This window comes from Sporosarcina aquimarina, assembly GCF_033253705.1.
Classification (GTDB): domain Bacteria; phylum Bacillota; class Bacilli; order Bacillales_A; family Planococcaceae; genus Sporosarcina; species Sporosarcina aquimarina.
Map to the genome: position 1 here is coordinate 481,949 of NZ_JAUBDH010000002.1, position 17,507 is coordinate 499,455.

General features: G+C 40.9%; 21 protein-coding genes and 1 tRNA gene. 7 read left to right on the forward strand and 15 right to left on the reverse strand.

The window, feature by feature from the left end; genetic code table 11:
* Window positions 1–570 precede the first annotated feature (570 nt).
* Window positions 571–1,953: an IS1182 family transposase gene (locus QT716_RS05035; protein WP_317934910.1), complete on the reverse strand. Its 1,383-nt coding sequence runs from the start codon at window positions 1,951–1,953 to the stop codon at window positions 571–573.
* A 38-nt stretch (window positions 1,954–1,991) separates the two neighbouring features.
* On the opposite strand from QT716_RS05035, the gene QT716_RS05040 reads away from it, so the two are divergent.
* Window positions 1,992–2,192 carry a hypothetical protein gene (locus tag QT716_RS05040; RefSeq protein ID WP_317934912.1) on the forward strand — a complete coding sequence of 67 codons (201 nt, stop codon included), beginning with the start codon at window positions 1,992–1,994 and terminating at the stop codon, window positions 2,190–2,192.
* Between the two features lie 139 nt (window positions 2,193–2,331).
* Here the strand turns inward: QT716_RS05040 and QT716_RS05045 are convergent, their stop codons facing one another.
* The 8 genes from QT716_RS05045 to QT716_RS05080 all read right to left on the reverse strand — a co-directional run bounded on the left by QT716_RS05045 (window position 2,332) and on the right by QT716_RS05080 (window position 8,428).
* Complete coding sequence (locus QT716_RS05045) at window positions 2,332–3,000, reverse strand: hypothetical protein (protein WP_317934913.1); 669 nt, start codon at window positions 2,998–3,000, stop codon at window positions 2,332–2,334.
* 20 nt (window positions 3,001–3,020) lie between these two features.
* Window positions 3,021–3,422, reverse strand: a complete 402-nt coding sequence (locus QT716_RS05050) for a hypothetical protein (RefSeq protein WP_317934915.1) — start codon at window positions 3,420–3,422, stop codon at window positions 3,021–3,023.
* A gap of 804 nt (window positions 3,423–4,226) precedes the next feature.
* Entirely contained in the window at window positions 4,227–4,787 is a 561-nt protein-coding gene (locus QT716_RS05055) for a hypothetical protein (protein ID WP_317934917.1), read from the reverse strand.
* Between the two features lie 72 nt (window positions 4,788–4,859).
* A complete protein-coding gene (locus QT716_RS05060; protein ID WP_317934918.1) occupies window positions 4,860–5,345 on the reverse strand; it encodes a GNAT family N-acetyltransferase in 486 nt (161 codons plus the stop codon).
* A gap of 427 nt (window positions 5,346–5,772) precedes the next feature.
* Window positions 5,773–6,078 (reverse strand): SH3 domain-containing protein, encoded by a 306-nt coding sequence (locus tag QT716_RS05065; RefSeq protein WP_317934919.1) that lies wholly within the window; start codon window positions 6,076–6,078, stop codon window positions 5,773–5,775.
* Window positions 6,079–6,250: 172 nt separating this feature from the next.
* A complete protein-coding gene (tnpC, locus tag QT716_RS05070) occupies window positions 6,251–7,822 on the reverse strand; it encodes an IS66 family transposase (RefSeq protein WP_317934920.1) in 1,572 nt (523 codons plus the stop codon).
* A gap of 67 nt (window positions 7,823–7,889) precedes the next feature.
* Entirely contained in the window at window positions 7,890–8,243 is a 354-nt protein-coding gene (tnpB, locus tag QT716_RS05075) for an IS66 family insertion sequence element accessory protein TnpB (protein WP_317934922.1), read from the reverse strand.
* Window positions 8,240–8,428 carry a hypothetical protein gene (locus tag QT716_RS05080; protein ID WP_317934923.1) on the reverse strand — a complete coding sequence of 63 codons (189 nt, stop codon included), beginning with the start codon at window positions 8,426–8,428 and terminating at the stop codon, window positions 8,240–8,242. The genes tnpB and QT716_RS05080 overlap by 4 nt, the downstream gene beginning before the upstream one ends.
* Window positions 8,429–8,497: 69 nt before the next feature.
* Between QT716_RS05080 and QT716_RS05085 the strand changes: the two genes are divergently transcribed.
* Complete coding sequence (locus tag QT716_RS05085) at window positions 8,498–9,085, forward strand: site-specific integrase (protein ID WP_317934925.1); 588 nt, start codon at window positions 8,498–8,500, stop codon at window positions 9,083–9,085.
* A 120-nt stretch (window positions 9,086–9,205) separates the two neighbouring features.
* Here the strand turns inward: QT716_RS05085 and QT716_RS05090 are convergent.
* A tRNA-Val gene (locus QT716_RS05090) sits at window positions 9,206–9,278 on the reverse strand.
* Between the two features lie 194 nt (window positions 9,279–9,472).
* On the opposite strand from QT716_RS05090, the gene QT716_RS05095 reads away from it, so the two are divergent.
* Window positions 9,473–9,754 carry a hypothetical protein gene (locus QT716_RS05095; protein ID WP_317934926.1) on the forward strand — a complete coding sequence of 94 codons (282 nt, stop codon included), beginning with the start codon at window positions 9,473–9,475 and terminating at the stop codon, window positions 9,752–9,754.
* Window positions 9,755–9,813: 59 nt separating this feature from the next.
* Here QT716_RS05095 and QT716_RS05100 read toward each other — a convergent pair whose 3' ends face one another.
* From QT716_RS05100 to QT716_RS05120, 5 genes are all read right to left on the reverse strand, one after another.
* Window positions 9,814–10,239, reverse strand: coding sequence for a hypothetical protein (locus QT716_RS05100; RefSeq protein ID WP_317934927.1), 426 nt, complete (start codon window positions 10,237–10,239; stop codon window positions 9,814–9,816).
* Between the two features lie 97 nt (window positions 10,240–10,336).
* Window positions 10,337–12,379 (reverse strand): TRAP transporter permease, encoded by a 2,043-nt coding sequence (locus QT716_RS05105; protein ID WP_317934929.1) that lies wholly within the window; start codon window positions 12,377–12,379, stop codon window positions 10,337–10,339.
* Window positions 12,363–12,896, reverse strand: a complete 534-nt coding sequence (locus QT716_RS05110; protein ID WP_317934931.1) for a DUF1850 domain-containing protein — start codon at window positions 12,894–12,896, stop codon at window positions 12,363–12,365. Before QT716_RS05110 ends, QT716_RS05105 begins: the two co-directional genes overlap by 17 nt.
* Window positions 12,897–12,987: 91 nt before the next feature.
* Window positions 12,988–13,983 (reverse strand): TAXI family TRAP transporter solute-binding subunit, encoded by a 996-nt coding sequence (locus tag QT716_RS05115; RefSeq protein ID WP_317934933.1) that lies wholly within the window; start codon window positions 13,981–13,983, stop codon window positions 12,988–12,990.
* Window positions 13,984–14,202: 219 nt separating this feature from the next.
* On the reverse strand, window positions 14,203–14,754 hold the full coding sequence (locus QT716_RS05120; RefSeq protein WP_317934935.1) for a phosphatidylglycerophosphatase A family protein: 552 nt from the start codon (window positions 14,752–14,754) through the stop codon (window positions 14,203–14,205).
* Window positions 14,755–14,870: 116 nt separating this feature from the next.
* Here QT716_RS05120 and QT716_RS05125 point away from each other — a divergent pair, with 116 nt between their 5' ends.
* The 4 genes from QT716_RS05125 to QT716_RS05140 form a co-directional block, all read left to right on the forward strand.
* Window positions 14,871–15,593 carry an alpha/beta hydrolase gene (locus QT716_RS05125; RefSeq protein ID WP_317934936.1) on the forward strand — a complete coding sequence of 241 codons (723 nt, stop codon included), beginning with the start codon at window positions 14,871–14,873 and terminating at the stop codon, window positions 15,591–15,593.
* Window positions 15,594–15,669: 76 nt separating this feature from the next.
* Window positions 15,670–16,188 carry a YjcG family protein gene (locus QT716_RS05130; protein ID WP_317934937.1) on the forward strand — a complete coding sequence of 173 codons (519 nt, stop codon included), beginning with the start codon at window positions 15,670–15,672 and terminating at the stop codon, window positions 16,186–16,188.
* 1 nt (window position 16,189) lies between these two features.
* Complete coding sequence (locus QT716_RS05135; RefSeq protein WP_317934938.1) at window positions 16,190–16,630, forward strand: GNAT family N-acetyltransferase; 441 nt, start codon at window positions 16,190–16,192, stop codon at window positions 16,628–16,630.
* 160 nt (window positions 16,631–16,790) lie between these two features.
* On the forward strand, window positions 16,791–17,507 hold a 717-nt coding region (locus tag QT716_RS05140; RefSeq protein WP_317934940.1), incomplete at its 3' end, for a transposase.

The window sequence follows — 17,507 nt, forward strand, 5'->3', positions numbered from 1 at the left end:
GTGACGCTGTTTATCGGTCACTATATTGTCAATGACGGTCACCATTTACCGACTTCTTTCGATATTGGTCACTAGTTGGTCACTCGGTGGTCACTTTGAAAGGACGTATAGGCATGGAAATAATAACTGATCTCTTCGAACAGACCACGATGACGATCGACGATATCTAATACGTCTACAAAAAAATAATCTGAACTACATGCTGCTGGACGACTATGATCTGAGGGTGTCCGATGGAGTCGACGAGGTTGCCTTACGTGTTGTCGTGGATGATGGCCTCGTTTCAATATTTGAAGCCGAATACTGGGCGCACAGAAAACGCCCTATCCATAAATGGATAAGGCGTTTCAGACTGTTGACAAAAGGGTTGGAAATCAAATCGATTTCCAACCCTTTTGGTTTTGAAGTGATAAAAATGCAAGTGGTCGAAAGACGTTGATCTCCGTTCCGGGCGGACGCTTTCCGGGGGGCTTGCCCTCAGCCTCCTCGTAGCTTCGCTCCTGTGGGGTCTTCGCGCTGCGCTGATCCCCCAGGAGTCGCCGCCCTGCACTCCGATCAACTCGGTATCCCTTAGGACACTGAATATGTATGGGCACCTTTGTTACCAAGTGGATTCCATGCCCAGCTGGCAAGTTTCTTCAGATTTTGGGCAGCAAAAGAAAGCATCGCCTGCATGGACAATTTTTTAAGGCCCCTCAGGACTGTCCATCGCATTCCATGCTTCTCTTTCGCATCCGCAAAGACACGTTCAACCGTCTCTTTCCTCTGCTCATAAATTTCTTTGATTTCGGTATGGTGTCTCAATTCTTCTGCCATGTCCAGATAATCTTGCCAGATGTGCCGCTGGATGACCTTTTGTTGATTCTTGCTGTTTGTGCATTGATCAATTACCGGACAGCTGGAGCAGATAGAAGGAGATGAGGCATACTGACGGTAACCTTCCTTCGTGGTCGTTCGATAAGGTAGAACTTGTCCTTCCGGACAAAGATAACAATCATAATGCTCGTCATAAACATACTCATGCTTCTTAAAAAAGCCCTCTTTCGTCATCGGTCGCTTATAAGGCAAGACGGGTAAGATCTGATTCTCTAAAAGAAAGTTTGCAATCGCGGGCGTCTTATAGGCAGCATCTGCGGCAACGGCCAGCGGTCGTTTCACCTTTTCAATCACCTTTTCAACAAGCGGTTGCAGAATATGACTGTCGTGAACATTTCCGGGTGTGACAATATTGGCGAGTACGAATCCCTTTTCATCAGTGGCAGCATGGAAGGAGTACGCAAACTGCTTCGTTCGCTCATCCTTCACATAATAGCCGCTCTCAGGATCAGTTGTGGATTCCTTAATCTCCTTGTACTCCTCTTTCTCAAATTTCTCGGGAGAAAACGGCTTCTTCCCGTGGTTCTCGCGGTCCAGGTTGAGCTCCTCCTGGAGCTTCTGTTCATACGCACGGCTCTCTTTCCGAACCGTCTTCTTCTCGAACTTGCGTTTATTTGCATTGGCTTTTACATGGGTTGAATCGATGAAAACATGATCAGCACTCAGCAAGCCGCGATCTGCGACTTCCTTGAGCACTTGATAGAATATCTGTTCAAACAGATCCGTATCGGCGAAGCGACGAACGTAATTCTTTCCGAACGTCGAGAAGTGGGGCACTTCTGTATGGAAACCAAATCCGAGGAACCACCGGTATGCCACATTGGTCTCAATCTCTTTAATGGTTTGCCGCATGGAACGGATACCGAAGGTATATTGAATGAATGTCATCTTGATTAAGACAACCGGGTCGACGCTTGGCCGTCCCACATCCGAGTACAAATTCTCAACCAATGGATAGATGAACGAAAAATCAATCGCTGCATCCAGTTTGCGAACCAAATGATCTTGTGGAACCAATTGCTCAATCGCCAAGATTTCCATCTGTTGCCGTTCATTGACTTGATTCTTCGTCATCATATCCATCACCTCATCTAGTTATAGGAGACACTTGTTGATTGGAGAGGAGAGCGGCGACTCCTGGGGGATCAGCACGAGCTGAAGACCCTGGACGGAGCGAAGCGGAGAAAGCGGCTGAAGCCGTGCCCCCCGGAAAGCGTCCGATCGCAGCGGAAATCAACAGTTTTCACGTTGCTTCCATTGTAAAAGAAAAAGACTGCAGGCAAACTCCAAAACTTAAGAGTTTGTCTACAGTCTGAAACGCCCTATCCATAAATGGATAAGGCGTTTATTAATCTAAGTGCTGGACGGCGATGATCAGATCTGCAGGTATCCGTTCAAAAGAGTAAGCAACTTTCAGAATATATTACTCTCACTTTTTGCTTGCTCATTCAATACTTAAAGTGCTCTAAGCAAGTATGCCCAAGCTATATATTCGTCTCCTGGAATAGGGGTAACTACCAGTGCTACTACTATAACTGAAATAGCTAAGGTTTTTATTAAAGGTATATTACTAGCCCATTTTGGAGCGTTTGGATTATAAGCTATCACTCGTTCTTGAACTTTCTTATTACCCATAACACCTTTTTTTACAGTATCAGGTAGATCGTCGAATTTGTGTATTTGATTTTTACTCTTATCACACTCCTTTAGATTGTCTAATCTCATGCAATAGTAGTGGACTTGCTTTTTATAAATGTGTACATGGTAGGGTTCTTTTGTAGAACTGTTTGCTGGGTCAATTCTAAAACAATAGTTGCTCCCTAAATCATATGTACAGTTCTTCGGGTTAACGTTAGATGCGTAAGTTGTTATTTCTCCATTAGCATTAGGCAAGACCGGATTACTTTCTTTATCAACCAACTCTAAATATAAATCATATTGTTCTTGGGTAATCTGTTTTCCTTCAATCATATTTTTTATTTCCTCGGGTACAGAATTCAATACATCTTGAGGGATTTCTATTGTTTCATCTTTAGAATCTGTGGACGCAGCTTGAACGTTTAAGTATTGAATGTTGGTTGAAAGAATTGTGACTATCAAAAAGCTAATCAGTATTTTTTTCAAAATAATTATCCTATCCAAATTTAGTTTTGATTTAAGTGACAAAGTTTATTTAAAGGAATTTCTTCATACATTGTGCAAGTTTTTTCTTTTATAACTTGTTCAAAAATGTCATCAATAGAATCTGTATAAAAGCTTAGAACAACATCACAGTGGGCTAAGGCAACATGGTCAGTTATCTGTTTCATGAACTGATCAATGGATTCAATGTGTTCATCTTTAACTTGAACAGAGGAATACACACTAACCACTATTAAATTTTCTCTTAAATCTACGTCTACGCTGTTGCTTGGTAAGTTTAAATCAGTTATTTCAGTGGAACGTCTTTCATCTGAGATAAACATTCGATAAATATCTTCACCGAATTGAATATCCCAAACTTCTAAATCTGTAAATCTCAGTTTTCGTTCAAAATAATTAATCATTGCATCCTCCTTTTAATACCCCAATAATATGAATTTCATCAATAGTATACATTTCTCAATTAAATGTCATTAGCAAAATGTGATTGATAAAAAACTCGGCAGACAAATAAGCACCCAATCCATTGTGGACAGGTGCTTTTGATTATCGTATAGGTATCATCATTAAAATGTCGGCTAGCTTAATGCGCTGCCCTGACTTGACCACGATATACTGCCTGTCTGATACGCCGACGCCACCAAAATCCTGTATGTAATCTTCTGGACTTCCGGCAGCATCATCGCCGTCCATTTGATTTTGCCGCGGTCTCTCACGTTGTCATGCATTAGATCACAGCCCTTTCTAGTATGATGACTGGAACTAGGGCGAGCACATTGTCGATCGCAAATGTCCGCCGGGATCGGCGCAGATGACAATACGTACGAAACGACGACTCCCCTACTTGCAGCACCTCTACACGCCGCCTGCTGATCTTGCCGTCTCCTGCTATGTAAACCATGTCCAGTAACTCTCCGTACTTTACCGCTCTCTCCAATGTTTTACGCACGTTTGCTCCCCTCCTTGGTTTTAGTATACCCGAATACGTGTTCGTTAATCAATGGTATGTATTTGCTTAATTCTTGTTTCATCTCGTTTTGCTTAAGAAAAAGAAAAAAAGAACAGCATTTGCTGTCCTTACCGATATTCAACAATCGCGCCCTATTACTGAACTGAAGACCTTAACTATCTCTGCGTTCTTCATCCCCAATATTTTCCCACAATATGAACCTGCTTTGTATGCTGTATACAAATTTGACCATTTCGAACTATTTGAGTTCAGTTTTAGTTTTTAATGTTTGATAATCTAAAACGAACGAACGATAAGAGCTTTCTTCACAGAACTTTAATTCGTTATTAATACAGAAACTTGCAAAAGATAAAAACTCCTTAGTCATTCCCTTTAAGTAATCCTCTTTAGGAATATTAACTACTTTGCTTAAATTATAATTCAATATACCAGATGGGTCTTCTAATCTTAGATAAAACAAACTGTCTTTTTCTGAAACGTCGACATTAATCAAAGAATCTAGAAATACAATATTAATATTATCATCCATTTCGTTATTCAATAAAGGAGTAATAATTGTTTGCCACGTAAATAATAAATCTGTCGTTTCGAAATCTTGGGTAAATATTACTTCAGAATTATAAGTTGCAGTAATACAACCCTCTAAATAATCCCCTTCACTATCCTCTAAAATCATTTGGGCAGCTTGTTTAGCTAAAGGATCGTGTATAGATAAGAATCTTTCTTTTTTCGATGTAATGTATCCTAAATGGGGAAGATAATTTGATATATAACTTTTTATAATAAACGTTTCATTCACCTCTTTGTTCTGAATTCGATTTCGATATAGACGCAATCGCTTATAAAGCAATCGCGCCCGTTTACGGTAAAATCAAACTGTTAAACACATTTGAACTGATTTAAGAATATGTCCGTCAAAGTTATCATCATATTCCTTAATTGTCTTAAATCCTTTTGCTTCGTAAAAAGTTTTTCCTACACTATTTTCTTTTTCAACGTCAATATAAATTTCCTTTACATTTTCTAATTTCTGGATTCCCTTTTGCAATAATGCAGTACCAATCCCCTTGCCCTGACAGTTGGAATATAAATAAATTGCACTTAATTCAGACTGACCTTCATTGTTTACTGGTGTGAAATTGGCAAAACCAACTACTTCATTTCCTACTTCTGCTACAAAAATAAACGAACTTTTAAATCGTTTTTGCATCATTTCATCACTGTAGGCAACCTTTAAAAAGTTTTCTTGTATTTTGAGTGGTATTATTCCATCATAAGTTGAATTCCAGCTTTTTGTTGCAACATCTTGAACCTGCTTAATATCTTCTTTTTTCATTTCACAAATTATAATTCCCATTTTATTATCCACCCCTTTTATTAAACTAAATGGCCCGTTTGCGTAACATACCTCTTACTGAATATTCACTACTTCACATAAATAATTATAGCATAAGCAATTTTATATTCTATTTTTCTATCACTGTCTTCAACATAAAAACCGATGTGAATTACTCCCATTTGTAAAGATACATTTTTACAGATAGAAAGAGAAAGAGGATTATGATCAAAGCCTATCTTTTTCCCCTTTTACTCAAATAGTTTCCGATAAGCTGTGATATGTAAACCGTCATCCATTTAAGATTCGACTTTTAGTACCTTATAGCGCAAACTTTTGAAGGTATTATCTTTTCTAGCAACTCTACTTTCATTTCTTCTTCGAATATAACTTAATTACTGATGTGCTACGTCAAAGGTCATTTTATATAAGAATTCTTTTTAAAAACTCAATCATATTTTTTCAATCGAATAATTGCAGATTCGGGAACCCACCCTTGCAAATATGTTTCATTGATTTTCACTTCTACTTTTCTCCAATTATTTTTTCTATCTAACATTAAAACCAAGGTTTTCTGTTCAACAAAACCATTAGTGACGACTGGGGCTGTCATAGATTTTCCGTCCCGCAAGTAAGTATTAGTTCTGGTGAAACCAATAGGATGAAATGTGTTCAATTTCTCTACATTTCTGAGGTTTTTATATAGTTTGTAGGTTAAGACACTTGTCTCTAAATACGTTTCTATACTCTCCATAGTTTTACGTTCTTGTTGAATTTGATGGTCATCGAGAATAAGCAGGATATTTACAATATGAGTAAATGCGGTAAAAACAATAGTCGTAACGTAAGCCCGTAATATAAAAAAGCACTACCTTTCGGCGTGCTCTACAAATAGCCCTTCTCTTCAATAATTTGAAGACGAAGGGCTATCTCAATTTACATGTTTCTTGAATTTGCGGCGACCACGGAAAATAAGCATCCAATAGTTCAGAAGTCTGCTGGAAATGAAGAGACGGCAAATCCGTTAATACTTTTTTCAAATATGCATAGAAATCGATTCCATGGATTTTTGCAGTCTCAGCCAAACTCAAACAGATCGCATTTGCTTGAGCACCTGCTTCGCTGACGGAAAAAAGCCAGTTTTTTCGACCCAGAACATTGGGACGGATGGCGTTTTCAGCTGGATTATTATCAATCTCAATCCGCCCATCGAAGAGAAAACGTTGAAGCTCATCTTTTCTCTTCAATGAATAGTCAGTTGCAGTGGCAATCGCATTCTTCCCATAGAAATGACTTTCTTCTATCCATTTAAAAAAGGCGGTCACAATCAGTTTGGAATACTTCTTTCGCATTCGTCGCCTTTTGCCAGGACGCATTTCTCTGAATTTGTTCTCAAGTCGATAGAGTTGATTGCAATAGTCGACGCCAATCCTACCATTCTTACTGTCGGCTTTCAGCCAATAACGACGAACATGCGCCCAACAGTTGGCAAAGGTGACACCTGGTAAACCGCCGTATGCAGAATAGCCATCACAAATGATTGTTCCTTTGTAATCACCAAGGAAGTTCTTCAGAACTTCTCGTGCTCGCGATAGCGAACTATGGAAAAGCACCATCACAGGTCCTTGGCAGGGAACAGTTTTGTAGACCCAATTGTATGCGTTCGTGTTCCCAGGCTTTCCATCAGGCCGATAAATCACTTGCGCTGTTGTCTCGTCAACATGTAGGACAGTCCTTCGCATCGCTAGTGAAGTCATCCGTTGGTATAGAGGCAATAGCCACTCATTTGAAACCTTGATCACCCAGTTGGATAGATTTTTATCATTCGTTTCCAACCCATGACGAAGCCATTCTTTTACCTGACGGTATAGAGGAAGATAAAGATTATATTTGTCTGATGTGACCTTGGCTAGCACACTTGGACCTGCGAGACTCCGTTGAATCACCGGTTGAGGTGCCTTTCCGCGCACGATGTTGGCTGCTATAGAACTATCTAGTTTGCAGTGTTTGCATTCATAGGAGTGCACCATATGCTGAATACGTTTCAGTTTGGCAGGGATGAATTCTGCTTCTTCTCGAACGACTATCCCACCGATTCTTGCCAAGTCATTTTGACAACAGCTACAGGTGAGTAGGTCAGGATAATGATGAACAACTTCCGTTTCCACACCTTCATGAAAATGGTCATTCCTCTTCTTCTTCGATGCTTTACGAACAACAGTATAAGAAATCACCTGTTGGCTTTGATCTTCTGTTTGCTCAGAATCGTGAAAAGGGTCCTCTTCCTCATCGAACAAAGAGCTTTGCCCATCGGGCACATTGTATCTTGATTTCTCGGATTTCGATCCAAAAAGCATCTTCGTCAAGTGCTGAACCTGCTCAGTTAGTTTTTCGATTTGCTTGGACTGCTGTTCATTCTGTTGATTGGAATGCGCCAATTGCTCTTCCAACATACTGATGACTTTTTCCAATGCTTGTTCAGAGGTACGATTGGCCATTTCCTTCACCGCTTTCTTTCTTGTTGAACGTAGTATACCGGATAGCGGAGCCCATGAACAGAAGTTTTTAAAAGGAGCTTTTTAATGAAGGAGCAATCGCTCTTGGCTGCTGAATAGCTAACCCTTCGAGCAACCAACGAAGTTCTTGCTGCGTTAGATTTTTCACTTCCCGCTCACTACGTGGCCATTGAAGTTTTCCGGAATCGAGTCTTTTATACAACATAGCGAAACCATCTCCATCGAAATATAGACATTTATATCGATCCTTTTTTCCACCTGCGAACAGAAAAATTGAATCACCATATGGATCTAAATCAAAGGAATCTTGAATGAGTGTAGCGAGTCCATCAATTCCTTTTCGCATATCTGTTTTTCCGCAGACAATATAGATATTCTGAACATCTGTATAATCTTGCCTCATTGGTTCATCAGCTCCCGAATAATGACTTGGATAATCCGTTCATCCACGCCATTCTGGAGTGTGACTTCAGCGCTACCAATCTTGATATGACAGTGACCGGAGGTCTTCGTTGGATTTGCTGGAGTTTGTTCACTTTTGGTGGGTTGTAAGGAAACGGGGACTATCGTTAAAGGGTTTAAAAACAAAGAAAGCACCTCCTGTTTGATACGAATATCGTACCAAGCGGGGTGCTGCGTTGCCTATGCGTTATTTGATTGGGGGCTTACGAGAGACATTATCTAACCTTCCTACTAGCTATATATACCGGTATGCGACGTGGAGAACTCTTAGGGTTAAAATGGGAAGATGTTGATCTAAACAAAAGAATCATTCACGTAAAAAGGTCCCTTGCATACCTTCCAAAGAGTGGATATCTGCTAACCACCCCAAAGACACGTAATTCCATACGCCAGATACCTATACCTCAATTCGTCTTGAAAGAACTTATAAAGCATAAAAAGAAGCAAGATGAATGGAGATTACTTGTTGGAGAATTATATCAAGAGCAAGATTTAGTCATTTGTACAAATACAGGATCTTTTCAAGATCCAAGAAACGTAATCCGCGTGATGAAACGACTAATCAATAAAGCGAACGTCACGGAGATTCGATTTCATGACATTCGTCACACACACGCATCAATTCTAATTTCTGAAGGTGTTGACGTAGTGAAAATATCCGCACGACTTGGTCATGCGAATCCTAAGATCACTTTTGAATACTACGCACATTTAATTCCCAATACATCCAGTGATGTAGCTGATGTATTTCATCTCGCTATTCAAAAAGGGATGCTGGAGTAATTCGACAGCGGACAAGTGCTAAAAATCCACAAAAAAACAGACCCTAGGCATCCGGCCTAATAGGTCTGTCTTGGAGAAGTATCGTTGTTCCGACGATACTTCCGAGGGTTTGGCACCCAATGATTCCTACTGGGCTCGAACCAGCGACCTCTACCCTGTCAAGGTAGCGCTCTCCCAGCTGAGCTAAGGAATCGGTTTTATATCGGCTGGCTAGACTATTTGCAACGCGTCCCGTGGACGGTTCAATTTCTAGCACATGTATGATAATACCATGGCGCTGTGCTTTCTGCAATACAATTCCGTAATTTTTTCTTGCAGGAGCGATTCACTTCTAACTTTCGAAAGCATACAGTGTAGTAGGGAGTTTTTTGGAGCGGAGGGTATGCTGTGGTAAATCCGGATAGTTTGGATTTCATAGGCTTTGAAGAAGGCGGGCAAGCTGCGAAAATCGATGTAATTGGAAGTGTTATTACAATTATCGGCGAATCCATCTCGACCTACGCTGCGGTGTTAGCGATTGAAGAAGAAAAAAATGAAAGGAATAAAGAACCGGAAACTGAGGATTTGATAAAAGAATTAAAAGCAATGAAAGATCAAATCCAATACTTAACTGCCGAAATCCAATCACTAAAAAATCATCAAAATAAGGATAGTCCATGGCGCCTTTGAATTGGCTGCGGGACTATCCTTGTCATGAGAAATTATATATTATAGAAAGAACTCATTTTTCACTTGGAAAGTTCATCTAATGCCAATACTTTTAAAGAGAGGAGTTCTTCCTCTGTGAGGCGGCTTTCCACTTGCTGCATTAATTGCTGTTTTTCTTGTGCAGTCATTCCGGACTGTGCTTTTTTCTGTATGTCCTGTAATTCATTAACACTAAACTTTTTGAGTACAACGCGGGTTGCCTGCTCTTTTGTTTGAATAGGTAATTTACTGCGATCCGCGTTCTTCGCATCCTGTAAATACGCTTGCACCTCAGGGTTACTCTTGATGTCTTGTTTGACGGAATCGAGTTGTCCATTACTTTCAAGCTGTGTAGTTACTTCATTCATCGCTTTGTCTGCGATCCAATTTGTGCCGAAATAGTACACGGCTCCGATTAGCAGCGCGATGACAATAACAGTCGTGAACAGTCGTCTGATAAACTTCACGTTCGCTTCCTCCTTCTTTTACTTACTTAATAGACGTCTATTCCCATAAAATGTTTCTAAAAAAGCCCGTTTGCTGTTAATCGCAAACGGGCTTAACTTATGCTGTTGCAGTTTCCTTTTTATCCTTATTTTTATCTTTCGACATGAGCTGGATGGCAAACAATATGGCAAACAATCCAAGGCCGATGAAATCTGTTTTGGTCTCAGGATAAATGAGCATTAACCCTGTTGCAGCTGTAATGATCCGTTCAATCCAATTCAGCTTTCTATACCAGAACCCTATCAGACCTGCCCCTATAGCAATCATACCGATTATGGCGGTGGCGGTGACCCATATTATTTGCCAGGTACTGGAGTCAATCATCAGCATGGCCGGGTTGAATACAAACATGTAAGGAATGATAAACGCCGCTATAGCTAATTTTGCAGAGGTGACGCCAGTCTTAATCGGATCGCCGCCGGAAATACCTGATGCCGCAAATGCTGCGAGTGCAACCGGAGGTGTAATATCCGCGATAATTCCGAAGTAGAAGACAAACAAGTGAGCAGAAATTGCAACAACGACCGGTACCGGTGCATTTGGTGTATCCAACATAAGCAATGTGATAATTGCAGGAGCTGCAATTGTTGAAGTGATGACATAGTTAGCTGTAGTTGGAGAACCCATACCAAGTACGATTGCGGCAAACATTGTAAAGATCAGTGTCAGCAAAATATTTCCGCCGGCAGCTGAGACAAGTCCATTGGCTAAGCTTAATCCGAGACCTGTTTTTACAACAACTCCTACAATAATACCTGCACACGCAGTCGCCGCGGCAACCGCCAGTGCAGTTCGTGCACCATCGACTAAAGCTTGTATAATATCTTTGAAGTTAAGACGTGTCTCTTTGTTGAACGAACTAACGATAAGCGTCAAAACAATTCCAAGAAGCGCAGCTTTCATTGTAGGTATGCCTAATAATAAGAAGACGATTATACCTACGATTGGAAGCAATAAGTAAATCTTTTTCAATGTTTCTTTGCGATTCGGAATTTCTTCTGGCCGCATGCCTTGAAGTCCTACACGTTTCGCTTCAAAGTGGGTCATAATCCAGATACCAGTGAAATATAGCAATGCTGGTATTGCAGCAGCTTTTGCAATTTCCCAATACGTAACACCGCCGATAAATTCAACCATCAGGAATGCAGCAGCTCCCATGATAGGCGGCATGATTTGACCGCCTGTTGACGCAGCAGCTTCTACTCCACCGGCGAACTCCTTACGGTATCCTAGTTTTTTCATCATAGGAATCGTATACGAACCAGAACCAACTACGTTCGCAACAGAACTTCCTGAAATCGTTCCCTGTAAGGCACTTGAGAAAATAGCTACTTTTGCAGGCCCGCCTGTCAATCTGCCAGCGAGCACTACAGCTAGATCATTAAAGTAGTTTCCTACGCCTGTTTTAACTAGGAAAGCACCGAACAATAGGAATACGAAGATGAACGTTGCCGATACACTTATTGGTGTTCCGAGAATTCCATCCGTTGTAAAGAACATCAATTGCACAAGATTGTCTACATCTTGCCCGCGATGCGCAAGGAATCCCGGAAAGTAAGGACCAAAGAATGCGTAAACTAAGAAAACGGCCGAAATAATCGTAATCGGTAACCCTACAGCACGGCGAGCCGCTTCCATAGTAAGAAGGACTGCCAAAACCCCTACTATCAAGTCTAGGTCAGAAACACGGCCAACACGTAAAATAAGTTCATCCATATTTAGCGGCCAGTACAGGCCGACGCCAATTGATAAGAGCGACAAAATTACATCGTAGAATGGTACTTTGTCACGCCGTACTCCTGCTTTCCTACGTGCAGGAAACAGTAAAAAGATGAGTGACAGTGCAAAACCTAAGTGAATCGAACGTTGGATATATGCCGTGAACGGCGTACCAATTGATGTATACAATTGAAAAATCGAGAAAGCAAGCAATCCAAAAAACACAATTTTCCCGAGCAGTCCTCTTAAGTTTCTTGTATTCGATTCAGGATCATATTTTTGCAGCAATTCTAATTGTTCTTGCTCGGAAAGCGTATCGAAACGCTCATCGTTCGGATCAGTAATTGCCTCCGCTTTCCGCTCTTTATTTCTTTTTGCCATTTAAGTTGACTCCCTTCAGTAGCTCATACAAACTTAATCGTTTCACACGAAACTCATACGAATGACCCCGTTGTAAATAAGCTTTCAAATCTGTTTCTACACCTTTGTAACCGAACGCCAGTTGAGCGTCCACATCTCCTATATACAGCACAAATGAATCGATTACTTTGTCTTGATATGTAAGTGTATAAATTCCTTCTTCTGTCACAGACAACGTTTCGCCTTCTTCTGCATAACCTGGCAGCCCAATTCCTACATCTTCATACTCCATCGTCAAAAATTTCAACATGCCATTTTTCCCCTGCACTCGATAGGTTTCATAAACATTTGTTAAAAAAATGGAGTGCACATATCGAATTTGAAATTCCGATACATCAGATAACACGCGATATGCCATTTGAGGATGTTTAGCTCGAGTCTCTGTAAAAGTAAACGCTTGCTTGAATGGAATCATTAAGACACTTATGATAACAACAACCAACAGTACCAATCCAAGCGGAATCCTCCATCGTTTCATCCGCTCACCTCTCTACAATCATTCTAGGAATAAAGAATGGGACGGTTGAAGCATCGATCGCCTCACCGCCCCGTTCCATCAATCAAAAATCTTATTTGTTCACTTCGTCAAAATACTTTTGTGCACCTGGGTGAACTGGAATACCAATTCCATCTAAGCCTGTTTCAGCTTTGATCAACTTCCCTTTTGCGTGCTGAAGTTTAGGTGCATTGTCGTAAATTGCTTTTGTAATTTCATAAGCAAGATCTTCAGGTACTTCGTTTTGAATAACTAGCATAGCTCCTACAGAAACAGTTGGAGTATCTTCAGCCAATCCGTATGTGCCAGCTGGAATAACTTCTTTTGCATAGTACTTATACTTTTCAATAAGCTCATCTGCTTTTGCATCTTCAACAGGTACAACGAACACTTTAGCTACAGCGTTCAAACCTTCAACAGCACCAGTTGGAGTTCCAGCTGTGATGAATGCTGCGTCGATTTGACCAGCTTGTAAGCTTTCCTGAGACTCCCCAAAGTCTAGATTTTGAGGCTTAATGTCATCCATAGACAATCCGTGAATTTCTAGAAGCTGTTCAGCGTTGGCATACGTACCAGAACCTGGTGCACCAACTGATACTTTTTTACCTTTAAGGTCATCAAAAGTTTTAATTCCTGTTTTGTCCAAAGTAACGAGCTGTACAGTTTCTGGGTAAAGAGCTCCGATAGCAGAAACTGTATCTACTTTGTCTCCTTCAAACATCATTTCGCCTTCTTGTGCATAATACGCGATATCCGTTTGTACGAAAGCGATTTCAGCATCGCCATCTTTAAGTGCAGTCATGTTAGCTGCAGATGCTTGAGATACTTCAGCAGATGTCTTAACACCTGTATCACTTTCGATGAACTCGGCAATGGCTCCGCCAAGTGCATAGTAAGTACCTTGAGTTCCGCCAGTTAAGACACTGAGAAACTTATACTCTTTATCACTGCTATTTGAATCCCCTTTTGCTGCATCGTCTTTTGCTGCATCGTCTGATGTACCACACGCTGCAAGTGCAAGCACTGCAATGAGTAACATCGAGATGAGTCCTATAAGCTTCTTGTTCATCCAATGACCCCCTAGTTTTTCTTTAGTCTGGTAGAGTCTATTCTACCATGTAAGCGGGTTCAATTGTCAATGCTTTTCAGAATACAAAAATAGTTGAAATCGGTTTCATTATAAAAATATAAAAGAGGAAAGCATATACAATCACTTTCCTCTCTTACCTCGAACAAGTTTTGACTAAATTTGATTTCATTTGATTTGATAAATGAGTATAGGCTAATGTTACTTTGCAGCATCTTTTACATCGTCAAACGTCAAACCGGCTTCCTCAAGATCACGTGAACGATGTGCAATTCTAGCTGCCGCACAAGACGCTACACTTGCGACTAAATCATCTAAGAATGTATGCACATGGTTTCCTTTTTTAGTATCCAAGTCATTAATGATTCCCACTTTGTTTTTATCCAAGTGACCAAATGTCGTCACTGCAATGGAGCCATACGTAAATACCGCTCCAAGTGCGATCGTTTCATCTACACCGAAAAGTCCTTCATCAGACTGAACAATGTCTTGAAGTGGTGAAGATAACTTTCCTTGTTCACAGAGCTCGTCCAGTTCGATGCCTACTAAAATTGCATGCTGCAGCTCACGCTTTTTCAGTACGTTTACAACTGAGTCCACACATTGCTCAAGCTGAAGCTCTTCATTATAAGGAGCTTGCATTTCATAAACAATTTTCGCGATGTCTTCTAATTCTACACCACGACGCTGCAATGCAGCTTTTGTCGCTTCTGCAATAATTTCTGAACGCACTTTACTCTTTCCGTCAAACATGATCATCATCCCCTTCTTATTTCTCCAATCGATAGGTCGATTAGTTTTGCATATTATACCCTCTGATCATCCTATGTTACAATCTTCTTTACTATACGTGCTAAGGAGGCAACAAGATGAAACAAGGAAAAATTCATGATGTACAGTTTTATAGTGAAGCATTGCAAGAAGAAATGGAACTGCTTATCTACCTGCCTTATAATTATTCTCCATTATATAAATACTCGGTCCTTTTTGCTTCCGATGGCAAAGATTATTTTCAATATGGACGAATTGGAAAAGTGATAGATGAGTATTTAGATCAGGAAGAAATCGAGAATGTCATGGTTGTCGGCATTCCTTACAAATCCGTTTCTGAGCGCCGCAGAATGTACCATCCTGACGGTGATCGTCAAAAGGATTATATTCGTTTTCTTGTCCATGAAGTTGTTCCATATATTGATGAACATTATCCTACGTATCAAGTTGGCGGCGGCCGGGGCCTAATCGGTGACTCACTTGCAGCAACAGTTTCGCTTCAAGCCGCTCTACAATACCCGAACTGCTTTGGGAATGTGATCCTTCAATCTCCTTATGTAGACCAACGACTATTGGATTCTGTAGAGAATGCGAAAAGTCCTTCGGGATTGTCCGTTTACCATGTAATCGGAACTGAAGAAACTGAAGTTGCAACTACGGTTGACGGGAAGCAAGATTTCTTAACACCTAACCGTGAACTAAATAAGTTATTCGAGAATAGAGGATTTCCGTACTTCTATGACGAATTTAAGGGAGAGCACACTTGGAAGTATTGGCAGCCAGATGTGCGCCGCGCAATCCAGATGGTGTATGGACAATAAGCCATTCGGACAATTCTTTACGCTTCTGTTATAATTGAAATAGAAGTGTAGTTACTTACTTAAGGAGGTTTTTTACATGAAATATGGTGTTGTAGCGTTTCCTTCAAAAAAATTGCAGGATCTAGCAAATGGGTATCGTAAGCGTTATGATCCTCATTATTCTCAGATCACTCCTCATATGACAGTCAAAGGTGTTTTCGACGCTGATGAATCTGAAATCCGAGAAGTTGCAGAAGCTATACGAAATGTAGCGAAAAAGCAAAAACCTTTTGAACTAAGCGTGTCGAAAGTAAGCAGTTTTGCACCAATTACCAATACAATATACTTTAAAGTTTCTCCTAACGATGATCTACTCACATTGCACAGCGCACTCAACAATGAGCAATTCTTCGGACCGCTCCCGGAATATGCATTTGTTCCTCACGTAACCATCGCTCAAAGTCTTACTTCTGGTGAGCACGATGACATTATTGGTCAATTGAAGATGATTGGTGTGGATCATACAGAAATCGTTGATCGCATTCATCTTCTGTATCAACTTGAAGACGGTTCTTGGACAGTGTACGAAACGTTCCGTCTGCAAGAGGAAAACTGATTTGTATGTTGTTAAGATTGCTGCTTCTGATATAGAGCGCGAAGCCGCATTTACAGTTAGAAAGAAAGTTTTCGTTGAAGAGCAAGGCGTTCCACTAACTTTGGAACTCGACGAATTCGATAAATCGGCTTCACATTTCTTAGTATATGACGGACCAAAAGCGATTGCTGCTGGACGCATTCGAAATGTCGGATCAGATGTAGGCAAAGTTGAGCGGGTATGTGTACTTAAAGAATATCGAGGGAAGCATCTAGGCGTGTTAATCATGAAAGCTTTAGAGAAACACGCAGAACAGACGGGAATTCACAAGATTTTACTGAATGCCCAATCGTATGCAATTCCGTTTTATGAAAAGCTTGGATATCGAGTTACCTCTCCAGAATTCATGGATGCGGATATTCCTCATCGCGCCATGGAAAAACAAATCGAACTAACAGTTTAACAGACGAAAAGAGGCTGGGACAAAACCCAGTCAATAAAAAAAGAACGGAGCTTGGGGAGTGAAATCCTCTAGGCTCCGTTCTTTTGAAATTTTATACAAGTAAATAGGGAGACACTCTGTTAAAATAGATTCACCACAAACCATCAACGGAGGTCTCCCTATGTTTAAAAAGTATACCATGAATCAGATTATTTTGCCGCTCGATATGGAAATGAAATTGCAGAAAGATGATATTGCCTATGCTGTGAATGCCTTGGTGGAGTCCATCCCCAGAGAAGCCTTCACAGGCTTTTTGCGTGAGAACGGATGTCCTGCTTATCATCCACGTATGATGATGAAGATTCTTCTTTGCGCTTATACACAATCCGTCTTTTCCGGCAGGAAAATTGAAGCCCTTCTTAAAGATAGTGTTCGAATGATGTGGCTGGCGCAGGGGTACGAACCAACGTACAGGACCCTCAATCGCTTCCGAGTCCATCCAGAAGTTCAAGAACTCCTGCGTCAGTGCTTTGTTCAATTCCGCTGCCGGCTGGTCGAAGAGAAACAGATTGACGAAGAAGCCATCTTCATTGATGGTACGAAACTGGAGGCCAATGCGAATAAATATACCTTCGTCTGGCGCAAAGCAGTGGAACGATACAGCGCCAGTCTGGTGGAGAAATCGAATCAGATGTATGAGGAACTCCTGGAAAAGAACATCATCCCTGAGATTGAACGAGAAAGTTCGGACGAACTTTCTACAGACGAGCTTTCTGGCATCCTAAACCAACTGGAAGATACTGTACAGAGATATGATCAAAAGATTGAAGCGAGCGAGGATACGAGTGTGCGCAAAAAACTTCGTTCCGAACGGAAAGAACCGAAACAATACCGGAAA